Source organism: Methanovulcanius yangii, assembly GCF_018687785.1.
Classification (GTDB): Archaea; Halobacteriota; Methanomicrobia; order Methanomicrobiales; family Methanomicrobiaceae; genus Methanovulcanius; species Methanovulcanius yangii.
This window is the reverse complement of sequence record NZ_LTBL01000001.1, coordinates 1,153,553-1,172,813: the sequence shown is the minus strand read 5'-3', so window position 1 is coordinate 1,172,813 and position 19,261 is coordinate 1,153,553. Positions and strand designations below refer to the sequence as shown.

Genomic DNA, 19,261 nt, shown 5'->3' with positions numbered 1-19,261 from the left:
TGAACGGGGGCAAATGCTTTATCAGAGGCGGAGTTATCATCACACAAAGGGGACCGATGTGCCGTTTCAGGAGATAGCCCGGATACAGGAGGCAGAGACAGAGGCACTTGCGTCAATCGAACAGGCGCGTCGGGAGGCCGACACCCGTCTGAATGATGCACGCATGGAAATGGAAAATGCCGCAAAGGCGTCACGGGAGAAGGCGGCATCCGAGGCGGCCGCCCTGATATCTGCCGCCGAGGCGGAGGCGGGAAGCGAGCGGGAGGAGATCCTCGCAAAGGCACAGGTGAAGAAAGCGGCCATCCTGGCGGCGATCGAGGCCCGTCTCGATGAAGCGGTGGCCTATGTGGTGGCGGAGGTGACCGGGAATGTTCAGGACCGCTAGGATGGTTCGGGTCACCGCCGGGGTGCATGCTGCTGCGAGGGATGAGATGGTGGCCGCCCTGCACGAGGCCGGTGTCATCGAACTGCAGCCCGTAACCGGGACCCGGGACCCGGGAACTCTTATCCGTCCTGTTCCCCGCTCAGCATCGGTCCCGGAGATTGCAGAGGTCCGTTCGCGTCTGGACCGGGCGATCGAGATCCTCGAATCCGTGATCCCGGAACCGAATCCGATAACAGCCCTCTTTGGCCGGGGAGAAATGAAGAGGACATCGTTCACCGGCATCGATGCACCGTCGGTTCTTGCAGAGGCGGAGCGGTTCAGGGAACCGGTCTCCACGATTCTCTCCCTGCATTCCCGCGACATTGCCCTCGGTGAACGTATGGCGCGGCTCGATGAGGAAGAGGAGATGCTCCGGCTGCTGACGCCCTTTGGTATCGAACCGGGATGGCTGAAGGCCGCCGAACTTGTGGAGGTGCGGGCGGGCATCATCCCGGACGGAGAATGTGCGGATATTGAGGCACATTTGCTGGAGAACGTACCTGACCTCGCAACGGCTGCTACCGTCTGCGGGGTGGGTGACCGCCCGACGACTGTCGTGACGATCGCCCATCCCGATGCCTCGCAGAAACTGGATGCGGTGCTCCGGGCCATTGCATTTCATGAATTCGTTCCGGAAACGGCAACCGGTTCGGCCGAAGAGGGGATAGCAGCTGTCAGGGAGGAACGGGGCGGAATTCGGAAAGAGCAGGAGCGAATACACTCCTCGCTTTCCGCCATGGCAGCTACCCACCTTGTGCCGCTGCGGGCGATGGCGGAGGAGCTGGCGATCATACGGGATCGCGAAGACGCAGCCCCGCTCTTCGGAAAGACGGAGACCATCACGGTTTTGGAAGGATGGGCCCGGGAAAAGGACATCCCCCGGATTACTGCGCTCTGTTCCTCCTCGTCGGCGGGGCTTGCATTCTGCACCACGGTGCCTGCAACGGGAGATGATGTGCCCGCGGCGTTCGATCATCCCCGATGGCTGGCCCCGTACGGCTTTCTCACGACGATGTTCGGAATGCCGGAATATGGAAAGGTGGACCCGACGGTGTTTCTTGCGCCGGTTCTCGTCCTCACCTTCGGTCTGATGCTCGGCGACGCGGGATACGGCATCCTTCTCGCTCTCATCGCCGCCCTTCTTCTCCGAGGGGCCGGGCATGCGCCCGGTACCGTGCGTGACCTGGCAATCGTCCTCATCGCATGCGGTATCGCCGGGACCGTCTTCGGCCTTCTGATGGGGAGTTTCTTCGGCGATCTCCTCCCGAGGGTCTTTGGGGTAACCCTCCCCGGAACTCTCATCGAACCTCTGAAAGATCCGCTTTCAATCCTCATCATCGCCCTTGCCATAGGGATTGCACATCTCAACCTCGGGCTCTGTATTGCGGCTGCCGAACACCTTCGGGAAGGGAAAGTGCGTGCGATGCTCCTCGAGGAGGGTACATGGTTCTGTCTTCAGCCCTCCGCAGCGGTCCTGATCCTCTCGTTCTTCGGATGGGGCACGTTCTCCCCGCCGGTCATGACGGCTGCCTGGGCCGGTGCCGCCCTCGGCATCGGCGGTATTATGGTGAACGAGGGCCCCCTTGGGTTCTTCTCCATCACCGGGTACCTGGGCGACTGGCTCAGCTATGCCCGTATCCTCGCCCTCGCCCTTGCGACCGGCGGGATTGCGATGATGATCAACACCCTCTCGGGGATGATTGCAGGCATCGGACCGGTCTTCGTTATCGTGGGTGTCATCTTCGCCGTTGTCGGTCATGCGGCCAACCTGATTCTCCAGTCCCTTGGGGGATTCATCCATGCGTTGCGCCTCCAGTATGTGGAATTCTTCGGCCGGTTCTTCACCGCCGGCGGGCGGGCGTTTGCACCCTTCGCTGCACGGCGCAAGGTCACCGAACCCCCGGGAGGGAGCAGATGACGGTCGATGCGGGGCTCATTCTTGCAGTGATTGGGGCAGGCCTCGCGGTCGGCCTCTCTGCCATCGGGTCCGGCATCGGTGTCGGGATAGCCGGTGCCACGGGAGCGGGTGTCATTGCCATTCGGCCGGAGAAGTTCGGGCGTGCCCTTGTCTTCCAGGCGGTACCGCAGACGCAGGGGATGTACGGCCTCCTGATTGCGGTTCTCATCCTCCTCTCGACGGGTGTCATCGGTGGTGACGGAGGGAGCGTCCCGCTCCCCCTCGGGCTGGCGGCGGTGGGCGCCGGGCTTGCGACGGGAATTGCAGGCCTCTCTGCCATCGGTCAGGGCATTGCGGCATCGGCGGGCATCGCCGCCACGGCGGAACACGATTCAGCGATGGGGCGAAGCCTGATATTTGCGGTGATTCCCGAGACACAGGCGATCTATGGTCTTCTGGTTGCCATCCTGATCATGGCGTTTTCCGGACTTCTGACGGGGGACTCCACCGCAACGGAGGCGACCGGGCTTGCTGCCATCGGGTGCGGCCTTGCAGTGGGTATTGCGGGGCTCTCTGCCATTGGTCAGGGCATAGCCGCCGCCGCGGGGTCGGCGGCCTCCGCCGAACACGAGGAGAGTTTCGGGAAGAACCTGATATTTTCGGTCATACCGGAGACGCAGGCCATATATGGCCTCCTGATCGCCATCCTGATCATGGCGTTCACCGGGATGATCGCAGGCTCGCCGACGGCGGATATCGCCCTCGGATTTGCAGCCATCGGGTGTGGATTTGCCGTCGGCCTTGCCGGCATCTCGGCCATCGGTCAGGGCATTGCGGCCGCTTCGGGTACCGCGACCACCGCGGAGCATGAGGGAACGTTCGGGAAGAATCTCGTATTCTCGGTGATTCCCGAGACGCAGGCGATCTATGGTCTCCTCGTTGCCATCCTCATCATGGTCTTCACGGGCATGATCACGCGTGACGTCACCGCCACCCTTGCCGCGGGGTTTGCAGCCATCGCATGCGGGTTTGCGGTGGGCTTTGCCGGCATCTCGGCCATCGGTCAGGGCATCGCCGCATCCGCGGGCATTGCCGCAACGGCGGAAAAAGAGGAGATGTTCGGGAAAGGTCTGGTCTTTACGGTGATTCCCGAGACGCAGGCGATCTATGGCCTTCTGGTTGCGATCCTCATCATGGCGTTTACCGGCATGATCACCCGCGATGTGACCGCGACGGCGGCGGCGGGTCTCGCCTCCATCGGTGCGGGATTTGCCGTAGGCCTCGCAGGTCTCTCAGCCATCGGGCAGGGGATGACCGCCGCTTCCGGAATCGGAGCGACGGCCCAGCGCCAGGACGCCATGGGTGCAAGCCTTGTCTTTGCGGTCATGGCCGAGACGTTTGCGATATTCGGGCTCCTTGTGGCCGTTCTTATCATGTTTGGCATCGGCCTCTTTGGAGGTGCCTAAGTGGGGGTGGAGGAGATCATCGCACGAATCCGTGCCGATACGGCTGCTGAAGTGGAACGGATCTGCCGTGAGGCCGCGGATGAAGAGGCCCGGATTCGTCGCGAGGGGAACATTGCCGCCACCAGGGAATATGCCGCCATCCTTGAAGCCGCGGAACGCGAGGCAAAGGCCCGGCGCAGAAAGATCCTTGCCCTGGCGCATCTGAATGCACGAACAGGGATTCGTGAGGCACGCGAATCCGGGATCACACAATGTTTTGCCGGAGCACACCGCGACCTATCCGCCCTCCCGGGTTTGCCCGCCTATCGGGCAGTTCTTGAGCGACTGATCGCCGAAGGGCGGGAGATCGTCGGTCCCGGTGATGTGCGGGTTCTCTTCCGGGAAGAAGACGAGACGGCAGCACATGGCGCCCTTGAGGAGTTCCCGGAGATTGTAGCGGAGGTTCTCCGGGAGAAGACGCCGGACCGCGGGAGCGGGGGCGTCGTCGTCACACGGGGTGCTCACCGGTGTGACCAGCGGTTCTCTGCACGATGTGAGCGGATGCGGGAGCGCCTGACCCGGGAAACGGCGCGGATACTCTTTGGTGACGATGACTGACAGCACACTTGACATGATGTTTGCAGGCCTGCTTGGTGGTGGCGACGGGTCGGCATTTCTGGTGGTTGCCCTCGTGATCGCAGTCCTCATCGCCCTGTTGATCGCTGCATCGGCTGGATATTTTCAGGTAATCCTGAACATCGCTGCCTTCGCCCGCCCGGATGCACGCGTCCGGGCAATCGGCAATCCCATGGTCGACCGGGAAACCGTGAATGTCGTTCTCGAGGCGCACACCCTCCACGACCTCTTTGACCGTTTCAGGACGGCGGGCCATCCCTTCTCCCCGGCAGCGGAGATGGACATCGATATGGCGGAACAGTCCATTCGCAGCCATTATTACCATTCGATGATACGTCTCTCGGAGAACGTTCCTGACAGTGTCCGACACTTCTTCAGGGCCTATACGGAGATGCTCCTTGCGGGAGAAGCGGGATGGATCATGTCCGCAAAAGCACGGGGCGTCTCCCCGGCCGACCTTGAGCGGCGGGCTTCCCCTGCCGGTCCCCTGACCCCTGAAATGATACGCAAGGCGGTGCATGCCGCAGGACCCGATGATGCGATAAGCCGTTTTTCCTCAGCGCCGTTCGGACCACTGCTGGCTGAGGTGTATAAGGAGGCAGCAGGGGATATCTCCGTATTCTCCACTCATCTCCACCGGGCAGGCATGAGAAATCTCTCACTTGCCGCACGAGAGGTCGACATCTCCCTTGCTCCGCCGGTGACCGAAGTTGCCGGACGACTGGTCGACGTCGCCAACATCCGTGTGCTTGCCCGGGCCCTTGCCTTCGGGATGGAGAGGGAACGGACCGACCACCACCTGATCTTTGACGGCGGGTTCGAACTCATCGGGGAACGGTTCCAGCGCGCCCGACGTGCGGGATCTCTCCCGGATCTCGTATCGAGCCTTGCAGGAACGCAGTATGAACCGGATCTCTCCGAACGGCCGGATGCAATCCGTGATGAGAATATCCCCGTGATGGAGGCGGCCCTTGACCGCTGTCTTCTGAATGCCGTCCGGGCGGTGTCAAACCAGTATCACCTCGAAAGCGGGCCTCTCCTCCGGTATCTGGTCGCCCTCAGGTATGAGTCGCAGAATATGCGGGCCATTGCAAACGGAGTGGAGGCGGGCCTATCGCCGGAGGAGATTGAAGAGGTGCTGGTTCTGGAGGAGAAGGAAGAATGAAGATCATTGCTATTGGTGACCGCATGACAACCTCTGCCTGCCTGGCGGGCGGAATCGCCCACACAATTACCTGTACTGACATAACCGACGCAGAACATGCCCTTGAAGAGGTGCTCGCGGATGAGGAGACGGCTATCGTTCTCGTGCTTGATCGGTACCTCACGGAAATTTCGCTGCCTCCGTTACGGGGGGCATACCCGGTCATTATCGGCATACCCGGGCCGTCAGGCCCGGTTCATGGTGAGGATGCGGTTACACGGGCGGTCCGGAAGGTGGCGGGCAGACATATGCCGGGGGTGAGGAGGTGACCGGACGGATCATCCGGATCACCGGCCCTGTCGTGGAAGCGGACGGAATGCGGGGTGCCCGGATGTATGAAGTGGTCCGTGCAGGAACGGACGCCCTCATCGGCGAGATCATCGGGCTTGCCGGTGATGTGGCAACGATTCAGGTGTATGAGGACACGACCGGCATCGGCCCCGGTGAACCGGTGGAACGGACCGGAGCGCCCCTCTCCGTCGAACTCGGACCCGGTCTTCTGGGCATGGTCTATGACGGAATACAGCGTCCCCTTGAGGTTCTCCGCGATGAGATGGGGGACTTCATCATCCGCGGCGCATCGCTTCCTGCCCTCGACCGCGAACGGAGGTATGAATTCACTCCCCTCGCCGAAGCCGACGGAAAGGCGGTCCCCGGGACCATCGTCGGGACGGTGGCCGAGGGACGGTTCGAACACCCGATACTCGTTCCCCACGGAATAGCGGGGGTCTTTACGACCGTCGCCGGTTCCGGAAGGTATGCAATAACCGAAGAGGTTGCTGGCGTTCTCACCGCAGGAGGAACGGAGGTGCCCCTTTCCATGATGCGTCGCTGGCCTGTTCGGGTTGCGCGACCCTTTGCGGAGAAACTCCGTCCCGATACCCCGCTGGTCACCGGGCAGCGGATCATCGATTCCTTCTTCCCCATCGTAAAAGGCGGAACAGCTGCCGTCCCCGGTCCTTTCGGGGCGGGAAAGACCGTGGTTCAGCACCAGCTCGCCAAATGGTCGGACGCCGATATCATTGTCTACGTGGGGTGCGGGGAACGGGGCAACGAACTTGCGGATGTGCTCCGGCAGTTCCCCGCCCTCACCGACCCCCGGAGCGGCGACCCTTTGATGGACAGGACGATTCTCATCGGCAACACCTCGAACATGCCGGTTGCCGCCCGTGAGGCCTCGGTGTATACCGGCATAACCATCGCGGAGTATTACCGCGATATGGGCTATGACGTAGCCCTGATGGCGGATTCCACTTCCCGGTGGGCCGAGGCGATGCGGGAGATCTCAGGGCGGCTGGAAGAGATGCCGGGTGAACACGGGTATCCCGCATATCTTGCCTCCCGGCTTGCAGGATTCTATGAGCGCGCCGGAAAGGTCCGTGTGCATGGGCCGTCCGGGAAATCGGGTTCTGTCTCGGTCATCGGGGCGGTCTCTCCGCCCGGCGGGGACTTCTCCGAACCAGTCACCCAGAACACGCTGCGTGTTGTCCGGGTTTTCTGGGCGCTGGATGCCGATCTTGCGCATGCACGCCACTATCCGGCGATTAACTGGCTAAGTTCCTACTCCCTCTATCCCGACGACGTCCAGGAATGGTGGAAAGGCCGCGGCGGGGAGGAATGGAATGCGATGCGGGGTGCAATGATGGCGGTTTTACAGAAGGAGAGCGAACTGGAGGAGATCGTACACCTCGTCGGCCCGGATGTACTTCCCGAGGATGACAAACTGTCGCTGCATGTCGCGGAGATTATCCGGGAGTGGTTTCTCATGCAATCGGCGTTCGACCCGGTCGATACGTTCTGCCCGCCGGAAAAGCAGTACGCCATGATGCAGCTCATCACGGATTATGCCAGGTTCGGGAGAGCGGCGGTCGCCCGGGGAAAGACCGTCGCAGAGATACGGGCGCTTCCGGTCACCTCACGCCTCGCCCGTCTCGGAACGGTTCCCAACGATGAATTCGAGGGGTATGTTGATGAGACCGAACGTGAGATGGCTTCGGCGTTTGGCGCCGGGGAAGGAGGGAGTCGATGACCTCGCCTGCACGTGAATACACCTCGGTCGCCCGTGTGTCGGGTCCGCTGATGGCGGTCTCGGGGGTCGGTGACGCCGCCTACGGGGAGGTGGTGGAGGTGCGGCTGCCGGACGGGGAGAAGAGGCTCGGACAGGTCCTCGAGAGCCGCACGGATGTTGCTGTGATTCAGGTATTCGGCGGGACGCGGGATCTTGACACCGACATCACCTCGGTCCGCTTTACCGGCGAACCTCTTCGGATGGTGGTAAGCCCCGAGATCCTGGGGAGGATCTTCGACGGGTCGGCAGCACCGGCGGACGGGGGGGGCGCGGTCATCCCGGGAAAAGTCATGGACATCTCCGGGTCGCCCATCAACCCGACCGCCCGTGCCTTCCCCGAGGACTGTATCGAGACCGGGATATCCGCGATCGACGGGATGAACACCCTCGTGCGGGGGCAGAAACTGCCGATTTTTTCGGGGGCGGGGCTGCCGCACTCAAGTCTGGCCGCACAGATTGCCCGTCAGGCCCGGGTACTCAGGGATCATGAGGAGTTTGCCATTGTCTTCGGGGCGATGGGGATCACCAACGAAGAGGCGCGCTTCTTTTTGAATGAATTCGAAGAGACCGGTGCGCTTGGCCATGCGGTGGTCTTCATCAACCGGGCGGACGATCCGGCCATCGAGCGGATCATCACACCGCGCCTGGCACTTACCGCCGCAGAGTACCTGGCCTTTGATCTCGGGATGCATGTGCTCGTCATCCTGCAGGACATCACCGCCTACTGCGAGGCTTTGCGAGAGGTCTCCGCGGCCCGCGATGAAGTCCCGGCACGGCGTGGATATCCCGGGTACATGTATACCGATCTCGCCTCCATCTTCGAACGTGCAGGAAGGATTCACGGGAGAACGGGGTCGATCACCCAGCTTCCCATCATCTCGATGCCGGACGATGACATCACCCACCCGGTACCGGATTTGACCGGGTACATCACGGAAGGGCAGATCGTTCTCTCCCGTGACCTCCACCGCAAGGGCATCTATCCCCCCATCGATGTCCTTCCCTCTCTCTCCCGCCTGATGTCCGGGGGAATCGGGGCGGGAAAGACCCGCGAAGACCATGGCAGTGTCTCTGATCAGCTGTATGCCGCCTATGCGAAGGGCAGGCGGCTGGAGAGCCTTGTGACCGTGATCGGCGAGGAGGGCCTATCGGAGGCCGACCGGCGATATCTCACATTTGCCGAACGGTTTGAGGAGGAGTTTGTTGGTCAGGGAATTGCACGGGGGCGGACGATTCGCGAGTCGCTGGATGCTGCGTGGGACCTTTTCCGGCTCTTTCCACCAGAGGAGCTCAACCGGATTGACCCGGCACTGATAGACAGGTACCGGGAGGGAGAGGAGGAGTGAGCCGGCAGATCATCCCGGGGACGCGCCCGACACGTATCGAGCTATTGAAGATCCGCAAGCGCATTGTCGTCGCGGAGAAGGGGCATGAACTCCTTCAGGAAAAACTGGATACGATGGTGATGGAATTTTTCCGTCTCAGGGACCGGCGGGATGCCCTGAGAAAGGAGGCGGAGGATGCCTTTGGGCGATCCTATCCTCCCCTCATGCGGGCCAGGATGGCCATGGGGCTCCGGGATCTTGAGGATGCGCTTTCCATGGCGCCACCGGTGGCAGAGGTGGCAATGCGAACCGAGACGGTGATGGGGACGGCCGTCCCCTCGCTGACTCTTCCCGACAGGCTTCGGGATGCCCATGAACCCGGTTACCCGCTTGCCGTCCCGTCGTCCCATCTCGATGAGGCGTACCGTGCGTGCGGGGAAGCGGTCCGGGCTGCGCTGGTGCTTGCCGAACTTGAGGGATCGCTCGTGCGCCTCGCAGAACAGATTGCCACCACCCGACGCAGGGTCAATGCACTGGCAAACATCCTCCTCCCCTCCCTCTATGATACGGCGGCGTATATCGACGGGTATCTCGAGGAGATGGAGCGTGAGGATATCTTCCGGAGAAAACGGGCAAAAGGGACCCGGTCCGGGGAGTTCTTCCCATGAAGCCGGAAGAGATCGCCCGCCTGTATTTTCTGCTCCGGATGGGCGGGTTTGTGACGCTTGTTGCCGGAGGGTTCATTCTCATCGTCCTTCTGGCGGCAGGTGCCACCTGACACCCTCGCCCGAAACGCCCCGCCGGACACACCGACATCCTGTTTTACGATGAAGACCGACTGAATTGTCCCAATCCCTGCCTGTCCGGAGAGGTCTGCGCGGCATTGCCCTTCAGCCGCCATGGGTGACTTCCTTATGGATCCGCTCATCATTTCTGTCTCCCGTTTTCATCGATACCTGCCCCATTTTCCCGGAATCGTATCAAAATGAAATGTATAAATACACTACCAATAAGTATCTCGAAATCCCACTTGTACCAACAAAAATGGCCTCAGTTGAAGAAGAGATTCGGGATCTTGAAGAAGAAATCCGCACTACCAAATATAATAAGGCGACCTCAGGGCATATCGGGAAACTCAAGGCAAAACTCGCCCGGCTGAAGGACGAGGCGGTCAGCCGGGCCATGGCCTCCAGCGGTGGTGGAGAGGGATATTCTGTCAAGAAATCCGGGGACGGAACGGTCGTCCTTGTCGGGTTCCCGTCGGTGGGGAAGTCGACGCTTCTCAACTGTCTGACCGGGACCCGGAGCGAAGCTGCGGCATATGCCTTCACCACGCTGACTGTGGTTCCCGGCTCGATGGAGCACAAAGGGGCCAATATTCAGATCCTTGATATCCCCGGGCTGATCGCCGGTGCTGCGATGGGCAAGGGGCGCGGCAAGGAAGTGATCTCGGTCGTCCGGGGTGCGGATCTCATTCTCCTTTTGGGAGACGTCTACAACGAAAAGCACATCGATGTCCTCATCCGCGAACTCTATGACGCAGGAATACGGATTAACCATCAGAAACCCGATATCACAATAAAAAAGAAATCAAGCGGCGGTATCCGGTTCAATACGGTGGGGGACGCTGGCCTCGACCTCGAGGAGATCCGTGCCATCCTCGCTGAGAACAAGTGTGTCAATGCAGATGTGCTCGTCCGCGGCCACGTGACCCAGGATGATTTCATCGATGCGATGATGAGCAACCGGGTGTATACTCCGGCATTCTTTGCCATCAACAAGGTCGACCTTGTCGACCAGGAGACAAGAGAGGAGATTGTCAGGGACGTGAGCGACCGGTTCGGGCGGCCTCCCATCATGCTCTCGGCGGCAAGCGGCTACAACATCGAACTGTTGAAGGATGCGATCTTCGATCACCTTGGCTTCATCCGCATTTACATGAAACCGGTGGGTGAAGCGGCCGACCTCGAAGAACCGCTCATTATCCGAAAACCCGCCACCGTGGAGGACGTCTGCAACAAATTGCACCGTGACTTCGTGGAGAAGTTCAGGTACGCGAAGGTCTGGGGAACGTCGGTCAAGCACGATGCGCAGCGGGTCGGCCTGCCCCATGAACTCGACGACGGGGATATTCTGACAGTCGTCACAAAACCCTGAAATTCCTTTAATACTACAGTATCAATCAGATGCATTCCCGCAGGACATCGAGAGGTGCCGTCGTCTTGAGTCCCCTCCCGTCATAGTGGGTCCGCGATGCCTCGTACCCTCCCTCCTTCAGGCAGGCGAGCACGTCGTCCATGCCCCGGGGCGAGGTGTGCCACAATTTTGCAAGCCGGTGATAGTTGTAGAAGGTGGAGGTGTCGAGTTCCTCCCCGAGGATGGCGAGGAGCCGTTCGATGGCGCCGGATGTGCCCAGCGGGACGGAGGGAAGCCCAGCCGCCATCGTATGAATGAGGTCCCGGTCATTGACCTGCCCCAGCCAGAGGGGTCCGGTGGGGGTCATACGCTTTCCGCACCGCGGACAGATGTGGCACCCGGCAACGATGCCCGGCTCTTCCAGCCGCTCAGGGCAGGCCGGACACTGGTGGATGTAGCCGATGCGGGCGACGGTCTTGTCGGCCCTCCCTGCGCCCCTCGTCACGCGGAGGTGAAGGCGGACAAAGTGCTCCCGGGCAAAACAGAAGAGGGGTTCGATGCCCCGGTCGTATTTGACCACTTCGCGGGCGACAAATCCGAGGAGCACACGGAGCCCCACTTCGCTGTGATACTCTGTGTTGAGAGGACGTGCCCCGTACCGCCGCATCCCGGCCTTCAGGTGTGCGCCGCAGAGGGGTGCGGTGTCGGTGGCCGTCACAAAGAGGTAGCGTTTTGCGCTGGTGGCCGCGCCATCGACGAAGGGAGCCGGTGTTCCGAAGGGATCGAGGTCGATTGCATCAAACCTGCGCCCTCCCATCAGCACCCTGCAGTCGGCCTGGGTGACGGTGATGTCTTCTTCCGTAAATCCAGTGGCATTGCGTTCGATCAGGTCGACCGCGTCGGGATTATAGTCGTTGATGGTAACCGGGATGCCGCATTCGTTGGCTACCCTGAGACCCCTGGCTCCGGATGCCCCCATGGCATCGAGATAGGAGCTCACATCGGTGTGCCGGAGGAAGAGAACGGTGGCGTCGCGGTTCAGTTCCATCCGGCGATTATAAAATACTGCTCCGGTTCCGGGGGGAAAGGAGCTATCGGCATCCTGTTCGGGGACAAAAAAATGCGTTGTACCCTCTCTTACTTCAACAAGTCCCATCGCTCTCAGAATGTGCGATTCAGGTAATCTTATAGCTTCTGATGCACAATAGTAATGGCAGCATTGTGGGCTTGTGGCCTAGCCTGGATAAGGCGTTAGCCTCCTAAGTTAATGATCAGGGGTTCAAATCCCCTCAAGCCCGTCTTCTTTTGAAAATCTTCTTCTCGGGTCAGCAGCATACCTGATGCATAATCAATGGCTCTCCCGTGGTATATCCGGATTCTTCGCCCCGTCAATGCAGTGATGGCGGGCATCGCCTCGCTCTTGGGCGTCATCGTGGCAACGGGAACCATCCCGCCGATGTCCCTGCTCCTCGTCCCCGTGGTGTTCCTCATTACGGGCGCCGGCAATGCGGTGAATGATTATTATGACCGGGACATCGATGCAGTCAACCGGCCGGACCGGCCCATTCCCCGTGGGGAGGTCACCCCCGAAGGAGCCTTCAGGTACAGCCTCCTCCTCTTCGTGGGGGGCGTGCTTCTCGCGACGCTGGCGTCGCCTGCCTGTCTCGGAATCGCCGTTCTCAATTCCCTCGTCCTTGTGCTCTACGCCCGAAATCTCAAACGGCTGCCTCTTGCCGGCAACCTCGCCGTTGCCTATTTTTCGGGGAGCATCTTCCTGTTCGGCGGTGCGTATGCGGGCGTGGAGGGGCTTCTTCTCAATATTCCCGTTGCAGGTATCACCTTCCTGTGCATGACCTCGCGCGAAATCCTCAAGGATGCGGAGGATATCGAGGGGGACCGGATAGGGGGCGCCCATACCCTTCCGATGATCACCGGGGTCCGAAACGCCGCAGCCCTGGCCTTTCTTCTCGCGCTCTGCGCTGTTATCGTGAGTTATCTCCCGATATTTCCCTGGTGGGGGGCGGTGTATGTCGGAGCGATCACCGTCGCAGACGTCATCATTCTTGCCGGTGCGGCCCTCTCCCTCCGGTGCAGCGACCCTTCGTGCGTGCGTGCATCGAATGCAACAGGTATTCTGAAAAACGGCATGTTTCTTGCTCTTGCCATCCTTATCGCATCCGCACTTCTTCTCTGAAGGGGTGCCTGGCAGGGGTAAGTGAATACCTTTATTATTCTTTGAAAAATGAGAAATAAACAATGAAAATTTACCGTCAGGGAGATTCGTTCATCGCACCACGCGGCTCATATTTCGACGGAAATGTCAAGGTTCCGGGAAATTTCATCGTCCCGCCCGAGACCCACATCTGGGGGCGTCTTGATGTGAACGGGACACTTGAGCTGGGGCCCATGTCCACCGTGGGAGGGGACGTAACCTGCGAGCGGGCGGTTATCGGAAACAAGGTGCGAATCAAGGGAACACTCGATGTCATCGAGGATGTCGTCCTCTGCGATGATGCAAAGGTTGCAACGGTGCGTGCCGGAGGAGATATTACCCTTCGCCCCGGTGTCAAGGTGGGAGAAGTCTCAAGCGACGAGACCATTTATGTCGTGGGAAAGATCCAGTCCGGTCGGCTGACCGGAAGAAATGTGAAAGTGCTCGGAAACGGTCACTGAGAACTCTTTTTTTCAATGCCGAGACAGGCGACATCATAGACGTCCGGCCAGTTGACGATCGTCTCGACACACCCGTCTTTCATGGTCAGAACGCCCATTGCAACGATCCCGAGTTTGTCTGCCATCTCGATGCCTTCCTTGACCTCCATCAGACAGCCCACTCCGATGAGGGCCTCCGGCTGGTATTTCTTCACCATGCGTTTGATGAGGGTGGAACCAGGGGCGATCCAGACCTTGTAGCCATAGGATTCCAAAATGTCGATATTCTCGCCCACCTCGCATCTCCCACACCTCTTGCAAACCAGTCCTTCAGGGGTCAGGTTTGCCGGGCACTGGGAATTTCTCAGGCACTGGGGGACGAATATTGCCCGTCTTTCCACCGGTATCGCGGAAAATGCCGTGGTGGAGAGGGTATTGTGCAGATGGATGAAAAAGGCCGTCAGCTCCTTGTCGTCAAGTCCGAAGAGTTTGCAGAGAGCCTTGACGGTCCCTTCCGTCAGGGTGAGGCCCGCCTTCAGGAGGCGGGGGAAGTAGAATTTGCGGTGATGGATGGAGAGAAAGGATATCGCAAGAACCACGACCGGGATGATGATAAAGAAGGCGAGTATGATGAGGGTGACCTCACCTATGGTGAATATCAGCTGGTCCCAGAATCCGGTTCCGGGGATGGCAGGGGTGGGAAGATGTTCGATCGACATGAATGGGTGGTGGGTGAATTATATCCGTGTTTTCAGGGTTTTCCTGCGCCCTGTTCTGTTATGATGGCGGTCACGAGGTCGAGCGGGGTGGCATCAAAGGCATAGTTGCGGGCCCGAACGCCATCCGGCATCAGCTTCCTGCCGCCGCATTCTGCAAGCTCTTCGCGGGCGCGTTCTTCAACGGTGATATCGTCCTCCGAGCGCTGCAGGTCCAACGTAGAATACGGTGCTGCTACGTAAAAAGGGATGTCATGGTGGCATGCACAGACTGCGTGCATGTAGGTCCCGATCTTGTTGAAGACAGCGTCCCGCGTGATGCGGTCGGCGCCTACTATGACCGTGTCAATGACCTTCTTTCGCATCAGGTACGCTGCGGTACTGTCAGTGATCGTCTCCACCCCGATACCGTCGCGGGCCAGTTCGAAGGCGGTGAGGCGCGATCCCTGATTCAGGGGGCGGGTTTCGCAGGAGATCACTTTTATCTCCTTGCCCATCGCCACGGCCGAGCGGACCACGCCGAGGGCCGTGCCCCATTCGACGCATGCCAGCGCCCCGGCGTTGCAGTGCGTCAGAACCGTGCAGCGGTCCGGAAGAAGTGCCGCCCCGTGGTCGCCGATGGCATGGCAGAGGCGGACATCCTCTTCCTCTATGGCACGGGCCTCTTCGAGTGCCCGCCGCGCCGCTGCCTCCGGTGTCTCCTCCCCGGAAAGAGCGCCGAGAACCCTGTCGATGCCCCATCCCAGATTGACCGCGGTCGGACGGGTGGCATTGAGCATCGCCGCATCACGGCGGACACTCTCCATGAACTCATCGTATCCTGTGCCGGCGTGTGAACGTGCGGAGAGGGCGACACCGTAGGCCCCAGCCACCCCGAGGGCCGGGGCCCCGCGAACCTCCAGACGGCGGATGGCTGTGGCAAGCCGTTCGACCTCCGTGGTCCTGACAATCTCGTACCGTTCCGGCAGGAGGGTCTGCTCGATAAACCGGAGGCATCCTGCCTCCTCGTCCCATGTGATCGTCCGGTCGGTGGCGGGCTTCATCACTCTCACCCGGCGCGGATGGCATCCCTGAATGCCCGCATGGCCGCGGCCTCGCCCTGTGTGACGCTATCCGGGATGTCCTTGGGGGCGACTGCCGCGCCAGCGATGTATATTCCAGGTTTGATGGTGTTCACCGGGGCGAGCTTCAGGTCTTCCGGCTGGAAGAAGTCATTGTCATCCACGGGAATTCCGAACTTTTCGGCAATCTCCTTTGCTCCCGTGGCAGGCTCCATTCCGACGGAGAGGACAACGATGTCGGGGGTGAGTACCTCGTACTCGGCGGTTTCCGTATCCTCGACAGGGACTTCCATCCCGGTCTTCGTACGGATGATCTCGCCGGGGATGCCGCGGAGGAACCGGATGCCCGCATCCTTGGCGCGTTCATAATATTCCTCGTAGCCCTTCCCGTAGGCACGGATATCCATGTAACAGATGGTGACCTCGATTGACGGATTCTTCTCCTTGATGAGGATGGCGTTTTTTATCGCATACATGCAGCAGACGCCGGAGCAGTAGCCATGCTTGATCGTCATGTCACGCGATCCGACGCACTGGATGAAGAGGATGCTCTCCGGGGCGGTCCCGTCCGATATCTTCCTGAGTTTGCCCCCGGTAGGTCCGCTTGCATTGATCATCCGTTCGAACTCGAGACTGGTGATGACGTCCGGGTATCGCAGATAGCCGTACTGGCCCTTGATCTGGGGGTCGAAGGTTGTAAAGCCGGTGGCAATGATGACGCTTGCGACGTGAAGGGTGAACTCCTTCTCTTTCTCCTCACGGAGGACGGCATCCTTGCCGCAGACATCATAGCAGAGGCCGCAGTCGATGCAGTGGTCCGCATCACGGATGGTCACGTCGGGAACAATCTGGGGGTGCGGCTTGTAGATGGCCTTTCGCACGCCGATACCGGCATCGAATTCGTTATAGACTTCGACCGGACAGACCTCAATGCAGTCTCCGCAACCGTTGCACTCATCCTCATCCACAAAGCGCGGGTGGCGGAGGACGGTAATGGTAAAATCCCCGACCTCACCCTCGATTCCCGTCACTTCCGAGAGGGTGTGGAGAATGATATTCGGATTTCGGGCGACATCGACCATCTTCGGCGAGAGAATGCACATCGAACAGTCGTTGGTGGGGAAGGTCTTGTCGAGTTGCGCCATGTGCCCGCCGATGGTGGGCTGGCGTTCTATGAGGTGTACCCTGACTCCGTGGTTGGCGACATCGAGTGCCGCCTGGATGCCGGCCACACCACCGCCGATGACCGCGACCTCAGCCATGGAACGTCTCCCTCCCGAGGCCGACATAGACCCTCGCATTCTCCACGATACCTGCTGCCTGTTCGTCGCTGACCTCGCGGACGACCTTTCCGGGAACTCCCATGACGAGGGAACGGGGAGGGATCTCCTTCCCCTCCGTTACCACGGCTCCGGCAGCGATGATCGAATCATCGCCGATGACGGCATTATTCATCACAATCGCACCCATGCCGATGAGCACGCGGCTCCCGATCGTTGCCCCGTGCACAATCGCGCCATGACCAATGGAGACGTCTTCTCCGATAACGACGGGGGAGGTCAGAGTATTGTGGACCACCGCGTTGTCCTGGATATTGCTTCCCCTCCCGATGGTGATGGAGTTCCTGTCAGCCCTGATGACGGCACCGTACCAGATGCTGACGTCCGGGGCGATGGAAACATCGCCGGTCACCGTTGCATTATCCGCGACAAATGCTGAGATTCCGGCGGGAGTATCGCTATTCATAATAGGTACAACGTTTAACCTCAATTTCCAATGAATATTATGGTGGGGGGCACATTCAGCCCGCTCCATGACGGCCACAAGAAGCTGATCGCCCGCTCGTTCGAACTTGCGGGTGATGCCGGGCATGTGGTCATAGGACTCTCCACGGATGCCTTTGCCGGGTCCAAAACCCATCCAATCATGCCGTTTGCAGAGAGAAGGCGCGCACTGGAGTCATTCATCCGGGCGTCGGAATTTTCCGCATCATGGGAGATCGAGCCCCTTGAAGATAAATTCGGGTCCACCCTGAACAGCGATTTTGATGCACTCGTCGTCAGCGAAGAGACCTATCCCGTGGGCCTCGAGATCAACCGCCTGCGAAAAGAGAAAGGCCGAAAAAAAGTGGATATTTATCAGATCACCTGTGTCCTTGCCGAAGACGGGCGGTGGATCTCCAGCACCCGTATTCACCGGGGGGAGATCGATGACCACGGCCGGGTGATCAGATGATGTGCTGGGCAAAGTCCGAATTGATCACCGTATCACAGTAGAGGCATCGCAGGCCGTTTGCGGTCACCTCGAAAGCGCTCTCGATGGGTTCGTTGGCATTGCTGATGCACCCCAGGTTGGTGCACCTGATGATGCCTCTGAGATGCCGGGGGATCTCGACCCCAATCTTTTCGACCACGTTGTAATCCCGGATGATATTGATTGTGGCATTGGGAGCAATGAGCGCGATCCTGTCCACTTCTTCCTTTGAGAGTTCCCGGTTGCTGACCTTGACGATGTCCTTCAGGCCCCCTGTGCCCCGAATCCTGGTCTCGACATTGGTGGCAATGGACAACCGTTCATCCGTCGACCCCGTAATTCCGAGTATCCTTAGTACGACCAGCGCCTCGCCGTGGGTGATGTGGTCGATGACCGTGCCGTCCCGTATCGGCCGGATCAGGAGGCCCTTCGGTTCCTCCTGCATTAGATCACCTCCTTTAACATGGCCATCCTGACCGGGACCCCGTTTTGTGCCTGTTCGAAGTACTTTGCACAGGGAAGGGCGTCGACCCGGGGGTCGATCTCTCCTGCCCGCGGGAGGGGGTGGAGGATAATCATGTTCTCTTTCCTCTCTTCCAGCAGTTCCGGGGTAATACGGTAGCTTTCGGCCACTTCGTAGTAGGATGCCGCATCCGGGAACCTCTCCCGCTGGATTCTCGTCGCATAGAGGACATCGAGTTCTGTTATTATGTCCGTGATGTCCTCGTGCTCGACGACCTCGCATCCCCGGTCCAGAAGTTCGCCGATGAGGGGGGTTGGCAGTTCGAGGGACTTGGGGGCGATGGTGTGGATGGTCAGGTCATAATTGGAGAGGGCATAGGCGAGCGAATGGGTGGTGCGCCCGTATCGCAGGTCACCGAGGAGTCCGACGTCGATTCCCTCAAGCGGCATCGACTGACGGATGGTATAGAGGTCGAGCAGCGTCTGCGAGGGGTGCTGCCCCGCGCCGTCACCTGCATTGATGACCGGGACCGAGGCGAACTCGGCCGCGAGACGGGCGGCGCCCTCCTTCGGGTGGCGAAGGACGATGGCGTCCACATAACTGCTGACCACCCGGACGGTATCGGCGAGGGTCTCACCCTTCGAGATGGAACTTCCTTCCACGCTGTCGACACAGAGAGTCGTTCCTCCCAGCCTCGCCACCGCAGAGGCAAAGGACATCCGGGTTCGGGTACTCGGCTCAAAGAAGAGGAGTGCCACCTGTTTGCCGTTCAGGGTGGAAAACGGGCCGGACGCTTCGTCAATCGCCTGTGCCTTGTCGAGGAGCTCATCGATCTCCCCACGTTCAAAATCCTTAATCGATATGATATGGTACATCCGCACTCCTCCGCATATGAACGATGTCCCGGAAAAAAAATCCTGCGGCACGGGACCCGTTAAGACCACATCCGCCGGCAGGATACGTCATGCAGAGTACTTCGCA

The 19,261-nt window shown here is 60.1% G+C and carries 20 protein-coding genes and 1 tRNA gene; 14 read left to right on the top strand and 7 right to left on the bottom strand.

What is annotated here, in order from left to right; all coding sequences use genetic code 11:
- The first annotated feature begins 13 nt into the window (after positions 1–13).
- The 10 genes from AZH53_RS05930 to AZH53_RS05885 all read left to right on the top strand — a co-directional run bounded on the left by AZH53_RS05930 (position 14) and on the right by AZH53_RS05885 (position 11,156).
- On the top strand, positions 14–385 hold the full coding sequence (locus AZH53_RS05930) for a hypothetical protein (RefSeq protein WP_319642600.1): 372 nt from the start codon (positions 14–16) through the stop codon (positions 383–385).
- Complete coding sequence (locus AZH53_RS05925) at positions 369–2,342, top strand: V-type ATP synthase subunit I (protein ID WP_319642599.1); 1,974 nt, start codon at positions 369–371, stop codon at positions 2,340–2,342. The genes AZH53_RS05930 and AZH53_RS05925 overlap by 17 nt, the downstream gene beginning before the upstream one ends.
- On the top strand, positions 2,339–3,787 hold the full coding sequence (locus AZH53_RS05920) for a V-type ATP synthase subunit K (protein ID WP_319642598.1): 1,449 nt from the start codon (positions 2,339–2,341) through the stop codon (positions 3,785–3,787). The genes AZH53_RS05925 and AZH53_RS05920 overlap by 4 nt, the downstream gene beginning before the upstream one ends.
- On the top strand, positions 3,788–4,384 hold the full coding sequence (locus tag AZH53_RS05915; protein WP_319642597.1) for a V-type ATP synthase subunit E: 597 nt from the start codon (positions 3,788–3,790) through the stop codon (positions 4,382–4,384). It abuts the gene before it with no gap.
- Positions 4,377–5,567 carry a V-type ATPase subunit gene (locus AZH53_RS05910; RefSeq protein WP_319642596.1) on the top strand — a complete coding sequence of 397 codons (1,191 nt, stop codon included), beginning with the start codon at positions 4,377–4,379 and terminating at the stop codon, positions 5,565–5,567. The genes AZH53_RS05915 and AZH53_RS05910 overlap by 8 nt, the downstream gene beginning before the upstream one ends.
- Positions 5,564–5,875 carry a V-type ATP synthase subunit F gene (locus AZH53_RS05905; RefSeq protein WP_319642595.1) on the top strand — a complete coding sequence of 104 codons (312 nt, stop codon included), beginning with the start codon at positions 5,564–5,566 and terminating at the stop codon, positions 5,873–5,875. Before AZH53_RS05910 ends, AZH53_RS05905 begins: the two co-directional genes overlap by 4 nt.
- Positions 5,872–7,635: a V-type ATP synthase subunit A gene (locus tag AZH53_RS05900; RefSeq protein ID WP_319642594.1), complete on the top strand. Its 1,764-nt coding sequence runs from the start codon at positions 5,872–5,874 to the stop codon at positions 7,633–7,635. Before AZH53_RS05905 ends, AZH53_RS05900 begins: the two co-directional genes overlap by 4 nt.
- Entirely contained in the window at positions 7,632–9,020 is a 1,389-nt protein-coding gene (locus AZH53_RS05895; RefSeq protein WP_319642593.1) for a V-type ATP synthase subunit B, read from the top strand. The genes AZH53_RS05900 and AZH53_RS05895 overlap by 4 nt, the downstream gene beginning before the upstream one ends.
- On the top strand, positions 9,017–9,667 hold the full coding sequence (locus AZH53_RS05890) for a V-type ATP synthase subunit D (protein WP_319642592.1): 651 nt from the start codon (positions 9,017–9,019) through the stop codon (positions 9,665–9,667). The genes AZH53_RS05895 and AZH53_RS05890 overlap by 4 nt, the downstream gene beginning before the upstream one ends.
- 376 nt (positions 9,668–10,043) lie before the next feature.
- Complete coding sequence (locus AZH53_RS05885; protein WP_319642591.1) at positions 10,044–11,156, top strand: OBG GTPase family GTP-binding protein; 1,113 nt, start codon at positions 10,044–10,046, stop codon at positions 11,154–11,156.
- Positions 11,157–11,181: 25 nt separating this feature from the next.
- Here the strand turns inward: AZH53_RS05885 and AZH53_RS05880 are convergent, their stop codons facing one another.
- A complete protein-coding gene (locus AZH53_RS05880) occupies positions 11,182–12,291 on the bottom strand; it encodes a tRNA (guanine(10)-N(2))-dimethyltransferase (RefSeq protein WP_319642590.1) in 1,110 nt (369 codons plus the stop codon).
- 67 nt (positions 12,292–12,358) lie between these two features.
- Between AZH53_RS05880 and AZH53_RS05875 the strand changes: the two genes are divergently transcribed.
- From AZH53_RS05875 to AZH53_RS05865, 3 genes are all read left to right on the top strand, one after another.
- Positions 12,359–12,433, top strand: a tRNA-Arg gene (locus AZH53_RS05875).
- A 53-nt stretch (positions 12,434–12,486) separates the two neighbouring features.
- Positions 12,487–13,329 (top strand): geranylgeranylglycerol-phosphate geranylgeranyltransferase, encoded by an 843-nt coding sequence (locus AZH53_RS05870; protein ID WP_319642589.1) that lies wholly within the window; start codon positions 12,487–12,489, stop codon positions 13,327–13,329.
- 62 nt (positions 13,330–13,391) lie between these two features.
- Positions 13,392–13,808, top strand: coding sequence for a bactofilin family protein (locus tag AZH53_RS05865; protein ID WP_319642588.1), 417 nt, complete (start codon positions 13,392–13,394; stop codon positions 13,806–13,808).
- On the opposite strand, the gene AZH53_RS05860 is transcribed toward AZH53_RS05865, so the two are convergent.
- From AZH53_RS05860 to AZH53_RS05845, 4 genes are read right to left on the bottom strand one after another with little or no spacing between them, the layout of a single operon-like run.
- On the bottom strand, positions 13,802–14,506 hold the full coding sequence (locus tag AZH53_RS05860; protein WP_319642587.1) for a DUF116 domain-containing protein: 705 nt from the start codon (positions 14,504–14,506) through the stop codon (positions 13,802–13,804). The genes AZH53_RS05865 and AZH53_RS05860 overlap by 7 nt on opposite strands.
- A gap of 32 nt (positions 14,507–14,538) precedes the next feature.
- Entirely contained in the window at positions 14,539–15,546 is a 1,008-nt protein-coding gene (mtnA, locus tag AZH53_RS05855) for an S-methyl-5-thioribose-1-phosphate isomerase (RefSeq protein WP_319642586.1), read from the bottom strand.
- A gap of 5 nt (positions 15,547–15,551) precedes the next feature.
- The gene (locus tag AZH53_RS05850; protein WP_319642585.1) at positions 15,552–16,826 is read right to left on the bottom strand and encodes a CoB--CoM heterodisulfide reductase iron-sulfur subunit A family protein; all 1,275 of its coding nucleotides are present in this window, start codon (positions 16,824–16,826) and stop codon (positions 15,552–15,554) included.
- Complete coding sequence (locus AZH53_RS05845) at positions 16,819–17,310, bottom strand: gamma carbonic anhydrase family protein (protein ID WP_319642584.1); 492 nt, start codon at positions 17,308–17,310, stop codon at positions 16,819–16,821. Before AZH53_RS05845 ends, AZH53_RS05850 begins: the two co-directional genes overlap by 8 nt.
- A gap of 30 nt (positions 17,311–17,340) precedes the next feature.
- Between AZH53_RS05845 and AZH53_RS05840 the strand changes: the two genes are divergently transcribed.
- Positions 17,341–17,799: a phosphopantetheine adenylyltransferase gene (locus AZH53_RS05840; protein ID WP_319642583.1), complete on the top strand. Its 459-nt coding sequence runs from the start codon at positions 17,341–17,343 to the stop codon at positions 17,797–17,799.
- Here the strand turns inward: AZH53_RS05840 and pyrI are convergent.
- The gene (gene pyrI, locus AZH53_RS05835) at positions 17,792–18,262 is read right to left on the bottom strand and encodes an aspartate carbamoyltransferase regulatory subunit (protein ID WP_319642582.1); all 471 of its coding nucleotides are present in this window, start codon (positions 18,260–18,262) and stop codon (positions 17,792–17,794) included. The genes AZH53_RS05840 and pyrI overlap by 8 nt on opposite strands.
- Positions 18,262–19,155, bottom strand: a complete 894-nt coding sequence (pyrB, locus tag AZH53_RS05830; RefSeq protein ID WP_319642581.1) for an aspartate carbamoyltransferase — start codon at positions 19,153–19,155, stop codon at positions 18,262–18,264. Before pyrB ends, pyrI begins: the two co-directional genes overlap by 1 nt.
- Between the last annotated feature and the right edge of the window lie 106 nt (positions 19,156–19,261).